Genomic DNA, 16,994 nt, shown 5'->3' with positions numbered 1-16,994 from the left:
CGCTCGCCGGCGCGGCACACCGCGCGGGGAGCCGGTGACCCGGCGTCCCCGCACCTACGCTGAGCCGGTGGACGAGCTCCCGGAGACCTTCGCCGCCGCCCTGGCGGCGTACGAGCGCCACCTGGTCTCCGAGCGGGACCTCACCCCCCACACAGTGCGGGCCTACCTCGGCGACGTGGCCGGCATGCTCGGGCACGCCGCGCGGCTGGGTCACACCGAGCTCGACCACCTCGACCTGCGCACCCTGCGCAGCTGGCTGGCCAACCAGCAGACCCGCGGACGGGCCCGCACCACCCTGGCGCGTCGGGCGACCGCCGTGCGGGTCTTCACCGCCTGGGCGCACCGCACCGGTCGGGCGGCGCAGGACCCCGGTGCCACCCTGGGCTCGCCCAAGCAGGCGCGGCCGCTCCCCGCGGCGCTGAGCCCGGGGGAGGCCCGGTCGCTGCTGGAGGCCGCCGCGGTGCGTGCCGACGACGGCAGCCCGGTCGGCCTGCGCGACGTGGCGGTGCTGGAGCTGCTCTACGCCACCGGCATCCGCGTCGGGGAGCTCTGCTCCCTCGACGTCGACGACCTCGACCGGCACCGCCGGGTCGTGCGCGTCCTCGGCAAGGGGCGCAAGGAGCGCACCGTGCCGTACGGAGTGCCGGCCGACGAGGCCGTGGGGCGCTGGCTCGCGGTCGGTCGGCCGGCCCTGATCGCCAGCGGCGCGGGCGGCGCCCTCTTCCTGGGCGCCCGCGGCCGCCGCGTCGACCAGCGCGTGGTGCGGGCGATGGTGCACGCGCGCGTCGCCGACGTGCCGCACGCCCCCGACCTGGGGCCTCACGGCCTGCGCCACTCGGCAGCCACCCACCTGCTCGAGGGAGGCGCCGACCTGCGCACCGTGCAGGAGCTGCTCGGTCACGCCTCGCTGGCCACCACGCAGATCTACACCCACGTCAGCAGCGAGCGGCTCCGCTCGGCCTACCGCCTGGCCCACCCGCGGGCCTGACCGCCCTCTGCCTCACACCACGCCGCCGAGCAGCCCCAGGGGACGCAGCGGCAGCAGTCGCACCGGACCGGCACCCACGAGCACGAGCGGGTCGAGGTAGGTCTCGCCGCGCTTGAGACCCCAGTGCAGGCAGCTGCCGGGGAAGCAGTGGCTGCCCGCCAGGGCGAGGTGGCCGATGACCTGGCCCCGAGCGACCGTGTCGCCGGCCGCCACGGAGGGGGTCACGGGCTGGTACGTCGTGCGCAGCGCGCCGTGCTGCACGCTGACCACGCCGCGCCCGGCGACGGTGCCGACGAAGGCCACCCGCCCCGCCAGCGCCGCGTGCACCGGGGCGCCCGGCCACCCCGCGAGGTCGACCCCGCGGTGCCCCGAGCCCCACCGCACCGCGGGCGGGTCGAACCCCTCGACCACCTGCGGCCGCGGCTGGAGGGGCCAGGCACCGTCGCGGGACGGCGCGGGCTCGGCGCCCGCGGCCGGCCGGGGGAGCAGCAGGACCAGCAGCAGGATCGGCAGGAGCAGCAGTCGGCGCAGCACCCGGCCAGCGTGGGCTCCCGCGGTCGTGCGTGGGGGAGCGGCGGCACACCTGTGGACGACGGACCGCGGCCCGGCCCCTGTGGACGGCAGTCGGCGGCTCTCGGGTCCGGGAGCCACTTCCTCGCCCTTCCGCCGCCCGCATGGCTTCGCAGGCTCAGGTCGTCCCGCGGGTCTCGAGACGGTGCCTCTCGGCCCCTCCCTTCGAGACGCCTCGTTCCTCGGCTCCTCAGGACGGCGCCTACGTCGGGTCCGAGAGCCACCTCCTCCCGCCGCCACAGGGCTCCGTAGCCTCAGGTCGTCCCGCGGGTCTCGAGACGGTGGCTCTCGGGCCCTCCCTTCGAGACGCCTCGTTCCTCGGCTCCTCAGGACGGCGCCTACGTCGGGTCCGAGAGCCACCTCCTCGACCTCCCGCCGCCCACAGGGCTTCGCAGGCTCAGCCCTGGCGGCGTGAGAATTCGCCATGGCGTCGTGCGCCCGCCTAGACTGGCCCCAGCAACCCGACTGGGTTGACTTCGCGCGCCCGTTCCGCGGTGCGAGGTGGTTTCCGCTCCTCGCACGTCACACGCGGTCGAGCACCCGGCAGTCCCTGGCAGCAGTCGTGCCAGGGCGGGTCGCTCGTTCGAGCGCCAGGGCAGGACACCCCCTACCGCCGGTAGGGGCGCCTGCAGGAACTGAAGACACCGAGCTGCCGGCCGCGTGCGCGCGTCCGGGGCTCCGACACGGAGAGAACCAGATGGCAGTCGTCACCATGCGCCAGCTCCTCGAGAGCGGCGTCCACTTCGGGCACCAGACCCGTCGCTGGAACCCCAAGATGAAGCGCTTCATCATGACCGAGCGCAACGGCATCTACATCATCGACCTGCAGCAGTCGTTGTCCTACATCGACGCGTCCTACGCGTTCATCAAGGACACCGTCTCCAAGGGCGGGACGATCATGTTCGTCGGCACCAAGAAGCAGGCCCAGGAGGCGATCGCCGAGCAGGCGACCCGCGTGGGGATGCCCTTCGTCAACCAGCGCTGGCTGGGCGGCATGCTGACCAACTTCCAGACCGTGCACCAGCGGATCAACCGCCTCAAGGAGCTCGACGACGTCGACTTCGACGACGTGGCCGGCTCGGGCCGCACGAAGAAGGAGCTCCTGCAGATGAAGCGGGAGCGCGACAAGCTCGACAAGACCCTGGGCGGCATCCGCGAGATGAGCCGGACCCCCAGCGCGGTCTGGATCGTCGACACCAAGAAGGAGCACCTGGCGGTCGAGGAGGCCCGCAAGCTGCGGATCCCGATCATCGGCATCCTCGACACCAACTGCGACCCCGACGAGGTCGACTTCCCGATCCCGGGCAACGACGACGCCATCCGCGCCGTCTCGCTGCTGACCCGCGTGGTCGCCGACGCCGTCGCCGACGGTCTGATCGCCCGCTCGGGCGGCTCGACCGGCGAGGAGGCCGCGCTCGGCGAGGCCGAGCCGCTGGCCGACTGGGAGCGCGACCTGCTGCAGGGCCAGGAGGCCGCAAAGGTCGAGCAGGCCGCTGCCGCCGCCACCGGTGACGCCGCTGCCGAGACCCCCGCCGCCGAGGCGACGGGTGCCGCGAGCGAGGCCACCGAGGCCCCGGCTCCCGAGGAGACCGTCGAGGCTGCCGCCCCGGTCGAGACCGACGAGGCTGCCGCCCCGGCCGCGGAGGCTGCCGAGACCCCGGCCGCCGAGTCGACCGAGTCGACCGAGTCGACCGAGTCGACCGAGGTTGCCGACACCACCGAGAGCAAGGAGGCCTGAGCGTGGCGATCACCGCCGCCGACGTCAAGAAGCTCCGCGACCTCACCGGCGCGGGCATGATGGACAGCAAGAAGGCGCTGGAGGAGACCGACGGCGACTTCGACAAGGCCGTCGAGGTGCTGCGCGTCAAGGGCGCCGCGAAGGCCGCCAAGCGGGGCGCCGAGCGTGAGGCCACCTCCGGCCTCGTCGCCAACGCCGGCGGCGCGCTGGTCGAGCTCAAGAGCGAGACCGACTTCGTGGCCAAGAACGACGACTTCGTCGCCGCCGCGCAGCGCATCGCCGAGGCGGCCGACGCCGCTCGCGCGACCGACACCGAGTCGCTCCGGGCGGCCGAGCTCGACGGCAAGACCGTGGGCGAGGTCGTCGACGGGCTCGCCGTCACCATCGGCGAGAAGATCGAGCTCGGCGAGGTCGCCTACTTCGAGGGCCAGTCGGTCACCTACCTGCACAAGCGGGCCGCCGACCTGCCCCCGGCCGTCGGCGTGCTGGTGGAGTACGACGGCGCGGACGCCGACGCCGCCCGCGGCGTCGCCATGCAGATCGCCGCGATGAAGCCGCAGTACCTCTCCCGCGAGGACGTCCCCGCCGAGCTCGTCGCCAAGGAGCGCGAGATCGGCGCGGCCACCGCGCGCGAGGAGGGCAAGCCCGAGCAGATCATCGAGCGCGTCGCCGAGGGCCGGCTCAACGGTTTCTTCAAGGAGGTCGTGCTGCTCGAGCAGCCGTCGGTCTCCGAGAGCAAGAAGTCGGTCAAGGCCGTCCTCGACGAGGCCGGCGTGACTGTCAAGCGCTTCGCACGCTTCGAGGTCGGCGCCTGACCCGGCCGACCACCGCAGCACCCACGAGGGGCGCCGTCCACCCGGACGGCGCCCTTCGTCGCGTCCGGCGGGTGCCGCCAGGCCCGGCGGCGAGGGCGGTGGTCTCCGGTCGACCGGACTCGCCCGGAGGCGGTGGGGACGCGCGGCGGCGCGTCGAGTAGGTTCGGCGGGAATCTGGCGACGGGACGGGGCGAACGGGCATGGCGACGTACGAACGGGTGCTGCTCAAGCTCTCCGGTGAGGTCTTCGGCGGCGGCAAGGTCGGCGTCGACCCGGAGGTGGTGCGCGCGATCGCCCGCGAGATCGCGGAGGTGCAGCGCGCCGGGGTGCAGATCGCGATCGTCACCGGCGGGGGCAACTTCTTCCGCGGTGCCGAGCTGCAGCAGCACGGCATGGACCGTGCCCGCGCCGACTACATGGGCATGCTCGGCATCGTGATGAACTGCCTGGCCCTCCAGGACTTCCTGGAGAAGGAGGGCGTCGAGACCCGGGTGCAGACCGCCATCACGATGGGCCAGGTCGCGGAGCCCTACATCCCGCGCCGCGCGATCCGGCACCTGGAGAAGGGCCGCGTGGTCATCTTCGGTGCCGGCGCCGGGCTGCCCTACTTCTCCACCGACACGGTCGCCGCGCAGCGCGCATTGGAGACCAAGTGCGAGGTCGTGCTGATGGGCAAGAGCGGCGTCGACGGCGTCTACGACGCCGACCCGCGCACCCACCCCGACGCCACGAAGTACGACGAGCTGAGCTTCTCCGACGCGCTGCGCCAAGGGCTCAAGGTCGCCGACGCCACGGCCTTCGCGCTGTGCATGGAGAACAGCCTGCCGATGGTCGTCTTCGGGATGACCCCGCCCGGCAACATCCTGCGCGTCGTCGAGGGTGAGAAGATCGGCACGCTGGTCAGCGCCGGTCCCGCTCTCGGCTGACCGCACCGACGCATCAAGGAGACACCACCCGTGACGATCAACCAGACCCTCTCCGAGGCCGACCAGAAGATGGGCAAGGCCGTCGAGGTGACCCGCGAGGAGTTCGCCGCGATCCGCGCCGGCCGGGCGCACCCCTCGATGTTCGCCAAGCTCACCGCCGACTACTACGGCACCCAGACGCCGCTGCAGCAGCTCGCCGGCTTCACCGCGCCCGAGGCGCGCGTGATCCTGGTGCAGCCGTACGACGTCGGGGCGCTCGGCGCGATCGAGCGCTCGATCCGCGACTCCGACCTGGGCGTCAACCCCTCCAACGACGGTCGCCAGATCCGCTGCGTCTTCCCCGACCTGACCGAGGAGCGCCGCAAGGAGTTCATCAAGATCGCCCGGGCCAAGGCCGAGGACGGTCGGGTGTCGGTGCGCAACATCCGTCGCACCGCCAAGCAGGCGCTGGAAAAGCTGGAGAAAGACGGCGAGGTCGGCAAGGACGACGTCACCGGCGCGGAGAAGCGGCTCGACGGCACCACCAAGAAGCACGTCGACCAGATCGACGAGATGCTCAAGGCCAAGGAAGGCGAGCTGCTCGAGGTCTGACCTCGATGGCTCACCCCATGACCGAGAGCTCCCAGCCGTCCTCCGAGGAGACCCCCACCGCGCAGGCGACCGCCTCCAGCGGGCGCGCGGGCCGCAACCTGCCCGCCGCCATCGGCTCGGGCGTCGGCCTCGGCGCGGCGATCATCCTCTCGCTGGTCTTCTGGAAGCCGGCCTTCATGATCATCGTGGTCGCCGCGGTGTGCGTGGCGGTCTGGGAGATGCACCAGGGGCTGCAGGCCCGGGGCATCGACATCCCGCAGGAGCCACTGATGCTCGGCGGCTCGGTGATGGTCGTGGTCGCCTACGTCGGCGGCACCGGGCCGCTGGTGACCGCCACCGCCGTCACCGCCCTGGTGACGATGCTGTGGCTGCTGCGCCGCGGCGTCGACGACTACGTCAAGAACTCCACGGCCTCGGTCTTCACGCTGATCTACGTGCCCTTCCTCGGCTCCTTCGTGGCGCTGCTCCTGGCCGAGCAGGGCTCCGACGGGGTCAAGGCGGTCGCCACCTTCATCGTGGTCACCATCGCCTCCGACATCGGCGGCTACATCGCCGGCGTCCTCTTCGGCAAGCACCCGATGGCCCCGGTGATCTCCCCGAAGAAGTCCTGGGAGGGCTTCGCCGGCTCCGCGCTGGCCTGCGTGGCGGCGGGCGTCCTGCTGATGGTCTACCTGCTCGACGCCGACTGGTGGATCGGCGTCGCCCTCGGGGTCATCGCCGTCGTCATGGCCACCCTGGGTGACCTGTGCGAGTCGGTGATGAAGCGCGACCTCGGCATCAAGGACATGAGCCAGGTCATCCCCGGCCACGGCGGCCTGATGGACCGGCTCGACTCGCTGCTCGCCAGCGTCGCCCCGATCTGGCTGCTGCTGCACTACGCCGTCTTCTGACCCTCGCCGTCCGGGGGCGGCTCCATCTCGGCGCGGACGCCGAGCAGGCGCACCGGACGCTGGTCGTCGAGCGCGGCGAGCAGTGCCAGGGCGGTGTCGGCCAGCACGTCCGGGTCGTAGGTCGGCTCGGCGAGCTTGCGGCTGCGGTTGACGGTGAAGAAGGGCCGGAAGCGCACCTTGAGGAAGACCCGGACGGCGCGCCGGCCCTCGGCGCGCACGTCGTCGACGACCTGACGGGCGAGCGCGCGCACCGCCGCGTCGATCTCCTCGGGCGTCTCGAGGTCGCGCTGGTAGGTGGTCTCGCGGCCGTGCGCCCGCGCCACCCACGGGGTGTCGTCGACCACGTCGGGCCCCACGCCGCGACCCAGGCGCCCCACGCCGGGGCCGATGGTGGGGCCGAACTCCTCCGCCAGCGGCTCGTCGGGCGTGCGGGCGAGGTCGTCGACCGTGCTCACCCCGAGGGCGGCGAGGCGCTCGGAGGTCCGTGGGCCCACGCCCCACAGGTCGCGCACGGGCCGGGCGCCCATCACCGCGAGCCAGTTGTGCCGGGTCAGCCGGAAGGTGCCCTGCGGCTTGCCGAGGTCGGTGGCGTTCTTGGCCCGCACCGTGGTGTCGCCGATCCCGACCGAGCAGTGCAGCCGGGTGGCGTCGAGCACCGCCGCGCGCAGCCGCGCGGCGTACGCCTCGGGCTCCTCGGTGGCGGGCAGCTCGATGCCGACGAAGGCCTCGTCCCAGCCGAGCACCTGCACGACCGCCCCGGGCAACGAGCGCAGCGTCGCCATCACCACCTCCGAGGCCGCGTCGTACGCCGCGTGGTCGACGGGCAGGAAGACGGCGTCGGGGCAGCGGCGGGCCGCCACCCGCAGCGGGATCCCCGAGCGCACGCCGTGCTCGCGGGCCTCGTACGACGCGGTGCTCACCACGGCACGCTCGGTGGGGTCGCCGCGACCCCCGACCACCACGGGCAGCCCGGCGAGCTCGGGACGCCGGAGCACCTCGACGGCGGCGATGAACTGGTCCATGTCGACGTGCAGCACCCAGCGCACCGTCTCGCGACCGTCGGGACCCTCGGGCATGAGCACATCGTGCCCCGACACCCACGATGATCTGAGTAGCACGACTCATGACGGCACCCCCCGCCGGCGAACAGGATCCCCTCATGCGGCAACCGCTCGCGGCTCGCACCTTCGAGACCTTCGGCGCCGACCACCTGGCGCTCGTCGGTCTCGCGCTGGTGGGCGCGGCGGCCGCCGTGTGGTGGGGGCGGCGGCTCCGAGCTCGGGGGGTGGAGCCGTCGTCCCTGCGCCGCACCGACCGCGGCGTGGCACTGCTGCTGGTGGCGGTCACCGCGCCGCTGCAGGTGCTGCAGTGGCTGCCCGGCGAGTGGTCGCTGGCCACCTCGCTGCCGATCCAGCTGTGCGACCTGTCGTGGATGCTCGCCGCGCTGGCGTTGTGGACGCGCGACCCGCGGGCGGTGCAGCTGCTCTACTACTGGGGGCTGACCCTGGTGCCGCAGGCGATCCTGACCCCCGACCTGGTGGAGGGCTTCCCGCACCCGCGCTACCTGATGTTCTGGGGCATGCACCTGCTGGTCGTGTGGGTCGCGGCCTACCTGTCGTGGGGGCCCGGTGCCCGCTTCACCTGGCGCGGCTACCGCCTGGCCGTGCTGGTGACCCTCGGGTGGGCCGCGTCGGTGATGGCGCTCAACGCTGCGATCGGCACCAACTACGGCTTCCTCAACGCCAAGCCGCGCGGCGCCTCGGCGCTCGACCTGCTCCCCGAGTGGCCGACCTACGTCGTGGTCGAGCTGCTCGTGGTGGCGGCCGTCTGGGCGCTCATGACGCTGCCGTGGATTCGGAGCCGGCGCGGGCAGGGTGCGACACTGGTGGGGTCGTGAGTGAGACCCGAGAGCAGGCCGAGCCTGTGAAGTCCCTTCCCCTCGTCTTCGAGGAGCCGCGCGGCCGCGGCAAGCCGCCGCGCCACCTCGCCGACCTCACCCCCGCCGAGCGCAAGGCGCGCCTCGAGGAGCTCGGGCTGCCCGGCTTCCGCGCCCGCCAGGTCTCCGCGCACTACTTCGCCCGGCTGGTCGACGACCCGGCGGAGATGACCGACCTGCCCGCCGCGCAGCGCCAGGAGCTGGCCGAGGGCCTGCTGCCCTCGCTGATGACGGCGCTGCGCACCCAGGAGGCCGACCGCGGCACCACCCGCAAGACGCTGTGGCGGCTCTTCGACGGTGCCCTGGTCGAGTCGGTGCTGATGCGCTACTCCTCGACCGGCTCGAGCAGCGGCAGGACCACGATGTGCGTCTCGAGCCAGGCGGGCTGCGGCATGGCCTGTCCCTTCTGCGCCACCGGCCAGGGCGGGCTGCAGCGCAACATGAGCACAGCCGAGATCGTCGAGCAGGTCGTCGCCGGGGCGCGCTCGCTGGCGCGTGGGGAGGTGCCGGGCGGTCCCGGCCGCGTCAACAACGTCGTCTTCATGGGCATGGGCGAGCCGATGGCCAACTACAAGGCGGTCGTGGGCGCCTGTCGCCGCCTGACCGACCCCGCCCCCGACGGCCTCGGCATGTCGGCACGGGGCATCACGGTGAGCACCGTGGGACTCGTGCCCCGGATGCGGCAGCTGGCCGAGGAGGGCCTGCCGGTGACGCTGGCGCTCAGCCTGCACGCGCCCGACGACGAGCTGCGCGACGAGCTGGTGCCGGTCAACACCCGCTGGAAGGTCGACGAGGTCGTCGACGCCGCCTGGAACTACGCCGAGGTCACCAAGCGCCGCGTCTCCATCGAGTACGCCATGATGCGCGACATCAACGACCAGGCCTGGCGCGCCGACCTGCTCGCCGACGTGCTGCAGGCCCGCGGCGACTGGGGCTGGGTGCACGTCAACCTGATCCCGCTCAACGAGGTGAAGGGGTCGCGCTTCACCCGCTCGCGCGACGCCGACACCGACGAGTTCGTGCGCCGGCTGCAGGCCCGCGGGGTGCCGACCACGATCCGCGACACCCGCGGCGACGAGATCGACGCCGCCTGCGGCCAGCTCGCCGCCGACGGCTGAGCCCGGTCACCACCGGCCCGTCCGGGCCACGCACCCTTCACCGACACGAGGCCGCGAGGGGGCGGTCCGTTCACCCGCGCCCGGCGCAATGGGCCCATGGACCACGAGCGGCCGCTGCGGGTGCTGATCGTCACCGAGTCGTTCCTGCCCCAGGTCAACGGCGTGACCAACTCGGTCTGCCGCACCCTGGAGCACCTGCAGGAGCGGGGCACGAGGCACTCGTCGTGGCCCCCTCCGGGCCCGAGTGGTACGCCGGCGCCCGGGTCCGGGTGGTGAGCAGCGTCGCCATGCCGACCTACCGCGACTTCCCGGTCGGCACGGCCACGCGCCGCACCCTCGACAACCTGGTGTGGGCCTTCGACCCCGACGTGGTGCACCTGGCCTCGCCCGCCTGGCTGGGGCACCAGGCGGGGGAGGTCGCTCGGCGGCGCGGCGTCCCTGTCGTGGCGGTCTACCAGACCGACCTGGTCGGCTTCGCCGAGCGCTATCCGATCCCAGGAGCGGCGGCCGCGATGCGCGGCCTGACGAGGCGGGTGCACCGGCCGGCCGAGCGCACGCTCGCGCCGAGCACGGCCAGCCGCCACCAGCTGGCCGAGCTGGGCGTCGAGCGGGTGCACCTGTGGGGCCGCGGGGTCGACACCGCCCAGTTCGCTCCCGGCCATCGCAGCGACCGGCTGCGGCGGGAGCTGGGGGTGGAGCGGGTGGTCGGCTACGTGGGCCGGCTGGCGGCGGAGAAGGAGCTGGACCTGCTCGCGGCCGTGCAGGACCTGCCCGGCACCGCCCTCGTGCTCGTCGGGGGCGGGCCGGAGGAGGCGCGGCTGCGCGCGCTGCTGCCGCGCGCCCACTTCGACGGCGTACGCCGCGGCGCCGACCTCGGCCGGCTGGTCGCCTCCTTCGACGTCTTCTGCCACACCGGGAGCACCGAGACCTTCTGCCAGTCGGCCCAGGAGGCGCTGGCCTCCGGCGTGCCGGTCGTGGCTCCGGCGGCCGGCGGTCCGCTCGACCTGGTGCGTCCCGGCGTCAACGGGCTGCTCTACCCACCGGGCGACGCCGGCGCGCTGCGCGCCCACGTCGTCGGCCTGCTCGCCGACGACGCGCAGCGGCGCCGGATGGGCGAGGCGGCACGGGCCGGGGTGGCCGACCGGTCGTGGAGCGCGGTGGGCGACCAGCTGCTCGGTCACTACCGGGCCGTGTGCCGTACCCCGGCGCCCGTGTAGGTCGCGCGTGACGCTCCTCGCACCACCCGGCGCGTAGCGATGGACAGCCTCGGTCGTTGTCGGGATAGTGCGGACCCACCGCACGTCTGGCGTACGAGGGAGACCGTCGATGACCGAGCAGGAGCCCCACGGAGAGCCCGAGCCTGAGCGGCTGGGCAGGCTCAACCGTCTCGAGTCGCTCAGCGACAAGGACCTCAAGCGGGTGATCGACAAGGGCCGCCACGTCAAGCTGCCGGCCGACTGGTCGCTGATCTGGGAGAAGACGCCGGCCGACAAGGCCTACCTGATCGTGGAGGGCGAGGTGGCGGTGCGCAAGGGCAAGCAGGAGGTCGCCCGGCTCGGCCCCGGTGACGTGATCGGCGAGATGGCCATCGTGGGTCACAAGCTGCGCTCGGCGAGCGTGGTCAGCGTGACGCCCGTGGAGGTCATCCACTTCACCAAGGAGTCGCTCACCGAGCTGCTCGACGAGGTGCCGGCCTTCGGCCAGGCGCTGCGCGAGACCACCAACGACCGGCTGGGCGCGCGCGGCGAGTGAGCGCCGAGCGCGACTTGGACCGGCCCGCGCGCGACCGGTCCGAGCTCGTCGACCTGCTCGAGGAGCACCTGCTGGGCGAGGCCCCGAGCCTCACGGGGGCGCAGGTCGCCGACGAGGTCGGGCTCGACCTCGACGTGGCGCGCGAGCGCTGGCGCTCGCTCGGCTTCCCGGCCGTCGGCGACGACGTCGTGGCCTTCACCCGCGCCGACCTGGAGGCGCTGCGGCGTACCGAGGAGCTGATCGGCCTCGGCGTGGTCGACGGGGAGGACCAGCACGCGCTGGTGCGCTCGCTCGGCCGCAGCTTCGCGCGGTTGGCGGAGTGGCAGATGGGCCTGCTCGCCCGCGCCGTCGACCCCGAGCGGATGACGCTGGCCGAGATGGCGGCCCTCGTGGAGCAGGTGACGCCGTCGGTCGACGCGCTGCAGAGCTACGTCTGGCGGCGGCACACGCTGCTCGCGGCGTCGCGGATGGTGCTGGCCCAGGAAGCGGCGCACGAGACGGCGCAGGAGTCGGGGCAGGAGTCGGGGCAGGGGAGCGGTCGCGAGGGGGACGCCGGGGCGCCGGGCGACGACGTCGAGGGGACGGTCACGGGCGTGGGCTTCGCCGACATCGTCGGCTACACCAAGCAGAGCCGCTCGCTCTCGCGTCGTGAGCTCGCCCGCCTGGTCGACCACTTCGAGGGTCGTGCCCTCGAGATCGTCACCGAGCACGAGGGCCGGATCATCAAGACGATCGGCGACGAGATCATGCTCGTGGCCGACACCCCCGGTGCGCTCGCGCGGATCGGGCTCGCGCTCGTGGCGGAGGGCGAGCGCGACGACTTCCCCGACCTGCGGGTCGGACTGGCCTGGGGCCCGGCGCTCGCGCGGCTCGGCGACGTGCTCGGGCCGGTCGTCAACCTCGCCGCGCGGCTCACCTCCACCGCCCGCCCCGGCACCGTGCTCATCGACCGCGCCCTGGCCGAGCAGCTCGACGACGACCCCGAGGTCTCGCTGCGCCGGATCGGCCGTACCTCGGTGCGCGGCTACCGGCGGCTCGAGCCGTGGCGGCTGAAGTGGCGCTGACCGGGGCCGGCGGGCGCCACAGGGGGCGCCACAGCGGGCGACACAGCGGGCGACACAGCGGGCGCTGAGTAGCATCGCAGCCGTGGTGACGCCCGTGCCGAACGTCAGCTTCCACGTGCTCGACCTCCCCGTCATCGAGGGCCGTGCCGAGGAGCCGGTCCTCCTCGACGGCGACCGTGCCTGGAGCCACGCCAGGCTGCTCGAGGAGGTGGCCGCCATGGGCGGCGTGCTGCGGCACCTGGGTGCGCAGCCCGGCACGCGGGTGCGGCTCGCGCTCGGCGCTGACCACGACGTCGAGGCCGTGGTGGCCGCGCTCGCCACCGCGCGGCTCGGCGCCGTCGTGGCCACGGAGGGGAGCGCCCCGGTGGTCGTCGCCTCCGAGGGCAGCGACGTGGAGGCCGAGCAGGTGCGGCTGGTCAGGGGCGAGGGCGTGGCGGAGCCCGACCTCGACTGGACCGTCATGCTGCGCGCCGGTCGCACCGACCCGGCGCCGTGCGAGGTGCTGACGGCGACGGCGGCCTACTCACCGGAGCGCACGGTCGGGGAGCAGCTCGACGTGCTCGCCGCTCACCCCGCACCCCACCAGGTCGGTGACCTGAGGGCGCTGCTCCAGGCCTAGCGACATCTCCTAGTCTCGGAGGCATGACGAACCACCCCGACGCCGCCCGCGTGCTCGCCGACGTACCCCGCCAGCTCCTCGTGGGCGGGCAGTGGCGGGACGCGACCGGGGGCGCGACGCTGCCGGTCGAGGACCCCGCCACGGGCGAGACGCTCTGCGAGGTCGCCGACGCGAGCGTCGCCGACGGCGCGGCCGCGCTCGACGCCGCCGTGGCCGCCCAGGCCGGCTGGGCGGCCACGCCGCCGCAGGAGCGCTCGGAGATCCTCTACCGGGCCTTCCAGCTGATGCAGCAGCGCAGCGACGACCTCGCGCTGCTGATGACGCTCGAGATGGGCAAGTCGCTCGCCGAGGCCAAGGGCGAGGTGGCCTACGCCGCGGAGTTCTTCCGGTGGAACTCCGGGGAGGCGCTGCGCGTCGACGGCTACGTCAAGGACGCCGCCAACGGCCAGAGCCGCGTCATGGTGCTCAAGCAGCCGGTCGGTCCCTGCTTCTTCATCACGCCGTGGAACTTCCCGGCCGCCATGGGCACCCGCAAGATCGCGCCCGCGATCGCGGCCGGCTGCACCATGGTGGTCAAGCCCGCGGAGCAGACCCCGCTCTCGATGCTCGCCCTGGCGGCCCTGCTCGAGGAGGCCGGCCTGCCGCCGGGCGTCCTCAACGTGGTGCCCACCTCGTCCTCACCCGACCTCTCGGCGCCGATCATCGCCGACCCGCGGCTGCGCAAGCTCAGCTTCACCGGCTCCACCGAGGTCGGTCGCCTGCTGATCGCGCAGGCCGCCGACCAGGTGCTCAAGGTCAGCATGGAGCTCGGTGGCAACGCCCCCTTCCTGGTCTTCGACGACGCCGACCTCGACGCCGCGGTCGAGGGCGCGATGGTGGCCAAGATGCGCAACATGGGGGAGGCCTGCACCTCGGCCAACCGCTTCTACGTGCACGCGTCGGTCGCCGAGGAGTTCGCCGGCCGGCTCGCCGAGCGGATGTCGGCGCTGACGCTGGGCCACGGCGCCGACGAGGGCACCGAGGTCGGTCCGCTGATCGACGCCGACCAGCGCGGCAAGGTCACCGAGCTGGTCACGGACGCGGTCGACAAGGGCGCCCGGGCCCTGACGGGGGGTGGGCCCCGCGACGGCGCGGGCTACTTCTTCGAGCCCACCGTGCTCACCGGCGTCACCGCCGACGCGCGGCTGCTCAAGGAGGAGATCTTCGGCCCGGTCGCCCCCATCTCCACCTTCACCGACGAGGACGAGGCGATCGCCCGCGCCAACGACACGGAGTACGGCCTGGTGTCCTACCTCTTCACCCGCGACCTCGACCGCGCCCTGCGCGTCGCCGAGCGGCTGGAGAGCGGCATGGTCGGGCTCAACCAGGGTCTGGTCTCCAACGCCGGCGCCCCCTTCGGCGGCGTGAAGGCCTCCGGTCTCGGTCGCGAGGGCGGCAACGAGGGGCTCGCGGAGTTCCTCGAGACCAAGTACGTCGCGATCAAGCGGTGACCAGCACGCCCGGACCCGCGCGGCGCGACGTCGTCGTGCTGGGCTCCACGGGATCGATCGGCACCCAGGCGCTCGAGGTGGTGCGCGCCCACCCCGACCGCTTCCGGGTGGTGGCGCTGACGGCGGGCGGCTCGCAGCCCGAGCTCTTCGAGCAGCAGGTGGCCGAGTGGCGCCCGGCGTACTCCGGCACCGGTGAGCAGGCCAGCGTGGAGGCGGCCGGCATGGCCTGCGACGTGGTGCTCAACGGCATCACCGGCGCGGTCGGGCTGCGGCCCACGGTGGCTGCGCTCGAGGCGGGCAACACCCTGGCGCTGGCCAACAAGGAGTCGCTGATCATCGGCGGCCCGGTGGTGACCGACCTGGCGCGGCCGGGGCAGATCGTGCCCGTCGACAGCGAGCACTCCGCGCTGGCGCAGTGCCTGCGCGGCGGCCGGGCCTCGGAGGTACGCCGCCTCGTGCTCACTGCCAGCGGGGGCCCCTTCCGCGGCCGCACCCGCGAGCAGCTGGCGGAGGTCACCGTCGAGGAGGCGCTGGACCACCCGACCTGGGACATGGGACCGGTGGTGACCATCAACTCGGCGACGCTGGTCAACAAGGGCCTGGAGGTGATCGAGGCCCACCTGCTCTTCGGCGTCCCCTTCGAGGACATCGAGGTCGTGGTGCACCCGACGAGCGTGGTGCACTCGATGGTGGAGTTCACCGACGGCTCGACGCTGGCGCAGGCCAGCCCGCCCACGATGCTGATCCCGATCGCCCTCGGACTGGCGTGGCCGGACCGGGTGCCCGGCACCGCGCCGGCCGTCGACTGGACCACGCGGCAGACCTGGGACTTCCACCCGCTCGACGACGAGGCCTTCCCCGCCGTCCGGCTCGCGCGCGAGGCCGGCTCGCGGGGCGGCACGGCGCCGGCGGTCTACAACGCCGCCAACGAGGTGTGCGTGGAGCACTTCCGGCAGGGACGGCTGCCCTTCACCGGCATCGTCGACGTGGTGGCCCGTGCGCTCGCCGCCCACGACGTACCCTCGGGGGGGCCCACGGGGCCGCTCACCGTCGACGACGTGCTGGCGGCCGACCGCTGGGCCCGTGACCACGTCGAGCAGCTGCTGAGAGAGACCGGATGACCGTCCTGACCTACGTGCTCGGCGTGCTGCTCTTCCTCGTCGGGCTCGCGGTGTCGATCGGCCTCCACGAGGCCGGTCATCTGATCCCGGGCAAGCTCTTCCGCGTCAAGGTCACCCAGTTCTTCGTCGGCTTCGGGCGCACGGTGTGGTCGACGCAGCGCGGCGAGACCGAGTACGGCCTGAAGGCGATCCCGCTCGGCGGCTACTGCAAGCTCGTGGGGATGGTGCCTCCCAACGAGGACCCCGAGCAGACCGACGACCTCGTCCGCAGCCGCAACACCGGCATGTTCGCCCAGCTCGTGAGCGACACCAAGGCCGCGGAGTACGAGCACGTGGGCCCGCACGACCACGGCCGGCTCTTCTACGACAAGCCGGCCTGGCAGCGCGTGGTGATCATGGGATCGGGCGTGGCGATCAACCTGGTCCTCTCCTTCCTGCTCTTCACCCTGGTCTTCGTCGGCTACGGCACCTACGAGCCGACCACCACGGTGCAGAGCGTCTCGCAGTGCGTCGTCGCCGTGCGCGACGACGCCCCCGCCTCGGAGGCCCGGCGCGCCTGCACCGACGACGACCCCCGGTCGCCGGCCGCGGCGGCGGGCTTCGAGCCCGGCGACCGCTTCGTCTCGATCAACGGCCAGGCCACCGACGACTGGGAGCAGACCCAGGAGCTGATCCGCGACAACGGCGACCGCACCGCCACGATCGTCGTCGAGCGCGACGGCGAGGAGCTGACGCTGCGCCCGACCACGGCGGTGACGGCGATGCCGATCGACGCGGAGGACCCCGAGGAGCTCACCGAGGTCGGCTTCCTCGGCGTCGTGCCCGCCACCGAGCGGGAGCGGCAGGACCTCGGCTACGTCGTCACGACCATGGTCGACAGCACCGAGCGGGTGCTCTACATCATCGGGACGATGCCCGTGCGCGTCTGGGAGGCCGGGAGCGCGGCGCTCGGCCTGCAGGAGCGCGACCCCGAGGGACCGATGAGCGTGGTCGGCGCGGGGCGGATCGCCGGCGACATCGCCTCCGAGGACCGGATCCCGGCCATGGACCGGCTGATCACCATCATCTCCCTGCTCGCCGGGCTCAACCTCTTCCTCGGGCTGGTCAACCTGCTGCCGCTGCCGCCCTTCGACGGCGCCGGCATCGCCACGACGATCTACGAGTCGCTGCGCCGGCGCTGGGCGCGGCTGCGCGGCCGGCCGGACCCGGGTGGCGTCGACAGCGCCCGGCTGCTACCAGTGACCTATGCGATGGCCGCGGTGATCCTCGTGGTGAGCGTCGTCCTCGTGGCGGCCGACATCCTCGCGCCCATCCGCATCACCTAGTATTCCGATAGACATTGGCTCGTCAAGATCGGGCCCCGCACCAGGAGGACG

The 16,994-nt window shown here is 73.3% G+C and carries 18 protein-coding genes; 16 read left to right on the top strand and 2 right to left on the bottom strand.

Translation table 11 applies throughout. From position 1 onward, the window contains the following. Nucleotides 1–67: 67 nt before the first annotated feature. On the top strand, nucleotides 68–988 hold the full coding sequence (locus tag IG63_RS0100505) for a tyrosine recombinase XerC (RefSeq protein ID WP_030482421.1): 921 nt from the start codon (nucleotides 68–70) through the stop codon (nucleotides 986–988). 12 nt (nucleotides 989–1,000) lie between these two features. Here IG63_RS0100505 and IG63_RS23430 read toward each other — a convergent pair whose 3' ends face one another. Then, nucleotides 1,001–1,522: a murein hydrolase activator EnvC family protein gene (locus tag IG63_RS23430; RefSeq protein WP_030482420.1), complete on the bottom strand. Its 522-nt coding sequence runs from the start codon at nucleotides 1,520–1,522 to the stop codon at nucleotides 1,001–1,003. A 733-nt stretch (nucleotides 1,523–2,255) separates the two neighbouring features. Here IG63_RS23430 and rpsB point away from each other — a divergent pair. The 5 genes from rpsB (at nucleotide 2,256) to IG63_RS0100475 (ending at nucleotide 6,518) form a co-directional block, all read left to right on the top strand. Further along, nucleotides 2,256–3,296, top strand: coding sequence for a 30S ribosomal protein S2 (gene rpsB, locus IG63_RS0100495; protein ID WP_030482419.1), 1,041 nt, complete (start codon nucleotides 2,256–2,258; stop codon nucleotides 3,294–3,296). Between the two features lie 2 nt (nucleotides 3,297–3,298). Beyond that, a complete protein-coding gene (gene tsf / locus IG63_RS0100490) occupies nucleotides 3,299–4,111 on the top strand; it encodes a translation elongation factor Ts (protein WP_030482418.1) in 813 nt (270 codons plus the stop codon). Nucleotides 4,112–4,311: 200 nt separating this feature from the next. Continuing rightward, complete coding sequence (pyrH, locus tag IG63_RS0100485; RefSeq protein WP_030482417.1) at nucleotides 4,312–5,037, top strand: UMP kinase; 726 nt, start codon at nucleotides 4,312–4,314, stop codon at nucleotides 5,035–5,037. A gap of 36 nt (nucleotides 5,038–5,073) precedes the next feature. Then, on the top strand, nucleotides 5,074–5,628 hold the full coding sequence (gene frr / locus IG63_RS0100480) for a ribosome recycling factor (RefSeq protein ID WP_211249173.1): 555 nt from the start codon (nucleotides 5,074–5,076) through the stop codon (nucleotides 5,626–5,628). 17 nt (nucleotides 5,629–5,645) lie between these two features. Continuing rightward, a complete protein-coding gene (locus IG63_RS0100475) occupies nucleotides 5,646–6,518 on the top strand; it encodes a phosphatidate cytidylyltransferase (protein ID WP_030482415.1) in 873 nt (290 codons plus the stop codon). Here IG63_RS0100475 and IG63_RS0100470 read toward each other — a convergent pair. Next, nucleotides 6,503–7,594, bottom strand: coding sequence for a DNA polymerase IV (locus IG63_RS0100470; protein ID WP_211249155.1), 1,092 nt, complete (start codon nucleotides 7,592–7,594; stop codon nucleotides 6,503–6,505). The genes IG63_RS0100475 and IG63_RS0100470 overlap by 16 nt on opposite strands. 83 nt (nucleotides 7,595–7,677) lie before the next feature. On the opposite strand from IG63_RS0100470, the gene IG63_RS0100465 reads away from it, so the two are divergent. From IG63_RS0100465 to IG63_RS0100425, 10 genes are all read left to right on the top strand, one after another. After that, entirely contained in the window at nucleotides 7,678–8,415 is a 738-nt protein-coding gene (locus IG63_RS0100465) for a YwaF family protein (protein WP_030482413.1), read from the top strand. Continuing rightward, on the top strand, nucleotides 8,412–9,572 hold the full coding sequence (rlmN, locus tag IG63_RS0100460) for a dual-specificity RNA methyltransferase RlmN (protein WP_051705995.1): 1,161 nt from the start codon (nucleotides 8,412–8,414) through the stop codon (nucleotides 9,570–9,572). Before IG63_RS0100465 ends, rlmN begins: the two co-directional genes overlap by 4 nt. 96 nt (nucleotides 9,573–9,668) lie before the next feature. Continuing rightward, nucleotides 9,669–9,848 carry a hypothetical protein gene (locus IG63_RS23425; RefSeq protein ID WP_245604211.1) on the top strand — a complete coding sequence of 60 codons (180 nt, stop codon included), beginning with the start codon at nucleotides 9,669–9,671 and terminating at the stop codon, nucleotides 9,846–9,848. After that, complete coding sequence (locus IG63_RS20265; protein WP_245604210.1) at nucleotides 9,797–10,789, top strand: glycosyltransferase family 4 protein; 993 nt, start codon at nucleotides 9,797–9,799, stop codon at nucleotides 10,787–10,789. The genes IG63_RS23425 and IG63_RS20265 overlap by 52 nt, the downstream gene beginning before the upstream one ends. A gap of 109 nt (nucleotides 10,790–10,898) precedes the next feature. Beyond that, nucleotides 10,899–11,324 (top strand): Crp/Fnr family transcriptional regulator, encoded by a 426-nt coding sequence (locus IG63_RS0100450; protein ID WP_084596432.1) that lies wholly within the window; start codon nucleotides 10,899–10,901, stop codon nucleotides 11,322–11,324. Beyond that, nucleotides 11,321–12,388, top strand: a complete 1,068-nt coding sequence (locus IG63_RS0100445) for an adenylate/guanylate cyclase domain-containing protein (protein WP_245604208.1) — start codon at nucleotides 11,321–11,323, stop codon at nucleotides 12,386–12,388. The genes IG63_RS0100450 and IG63_RS0100445 overlap by 4 nt, the downstream gene beginning before the upstream one ends. Nucleotides 12,389–12,470: 82 nt before the next feature. After that, on the top strand, nucleotides 12,471–13,007 hold the full coding sequence (locus IG63_RS0100440; protein ID WP_211249154.1) for an AMP-binding protein: 537 nt from the start codon (nucleotides 12,471–12,473) through the stop codon (nucleotides 13,005–13,007). Between the two features lie 23 nt (nucleotides 13,008–13,030). Beyond that, nucleotides 13,031–14,497 carry an NAD-dependent succinate-semialdehyde dehydrogenase gene (locus tag IG63_RS0100435; RefSeq protein WP_030482408.1) on the top strand — a complete coding sequence of 489 codons (1,467 nt, stop codon included), beginning with the start codon at nucleotides 13,031–13,033 and terminating at the stop codon, nucleotides 14,495–14,497. Next, complete coding sequence (locus IG63_RS0100430; protein WP_030482407.1) at nucleotides 14,494–15,618, top strand: 1-deoxy-D-xylulose-5-phosphate reductoisomerase; 1,125 nt, start codon at nucleotides 14,494–14,496, stop codon at nucleotides 15,616–15,618. The genes IG63_RS0100435 and IG63_RS0100430 overlap by 4 nt, the downstream gene beginning before the upstream one ends. Beyond that, nucleotides 15,615–16,943 (top strand): M50 family metallopeptidase, encoded by a 1,329-nt coding sequence (locus IG63_RS0100425; protein ID WP_030482406.1) that lies wholly within the window; start codon nucleotides 15,615–15,617, stop codon nucleotides 16,941–16,943. Before IG63_RS0100430 ends, IG63_RS0100425 begins: the two co-directional genes overlap by 4 nt. Nucleotides 16,944–16,994 lie beyond the last annotated feature (51 nt).

Origin of the sequence: Nocardioides aequoreus, from assembly GCF_000720335.1 — a bacterium.
GTDB lineage: Bacteria > Actinomycetota > Actinomycetes > Propionibacteriales > Nocardioidaceae > Marmoricola > Marmoricola aequoreus.
This window is presented reverse-complemented; position numbering and strand designations above follow the sequence as displayed.

Excerpts from the sequence above, each read along its gene's own strand:
- rpsB (WP_030482419.1), top strand. The coding sequence starts at position 2,256 with ATGGCAGTCGTCACCATGCGCCAGCTCCTCGAGAGCGGCGTCCACTTC.
- pyrH (WP_030482417.1), top strand. The coding sequence starts at position 4,312 with ATGGCGACGTACGAACGGGTGCTGCTCAAGCTCTCCGGTGAGGTCTTC.
- IG63_RS0100475 (WP_030482415.1), top strand. The coding sequence starts at position 5,646 with ATGACCGAGAGCTCCCAGCCGTCCTCCGAGGAGACCCCCACCGCGCAG.
- IG63_RS0100470 (WP_211249155.1), bottom strand. The coding sequence starts at position 7,594 with ATGCCCGAGGGTCCCGACGGTCGCGAGACGGTGCGCTGGGTGCTGCAC.
- IG63_RS0100465 (WP_030482413.1), top strand. The coding sequence starts at position 7,678 with ATGCGGCAACCGCTCGCGGCTCGCACCTTCGAGACCTTCGGCGCCGAC.
- IG63_RS23425 (WP_245604211.1), top strand. The coding sequence starts at position 9,669 with ATGGACCACGAGCGGCCGCTGCGGGTGCTGATCGTCACCGAGTCGTTC.
- IG63_RS0100450 (WP_084596432.1), top strand. The coding sequence starts at position 10,899 with ATGACCGAGCAGGAGCCCCACGGAGAGCCCGAGCCTGAGCGGCTGGGC.
- IG63_RS0100435 (WP_030482408.1), top strand. The coding sequence starts at position 13,031 with ATGACGAACCACCCCGACGCCGCCCGCGTGCTCGCCGACGTACCCCGC.
- IG63_RS0100425 (WP_030482406.1), top strand. The coding sequence starts at position 15,615 with ATGACCGTCCTGACCTACGTGCTCGGCGTGCTGCTCTTCCTCGTCGGG.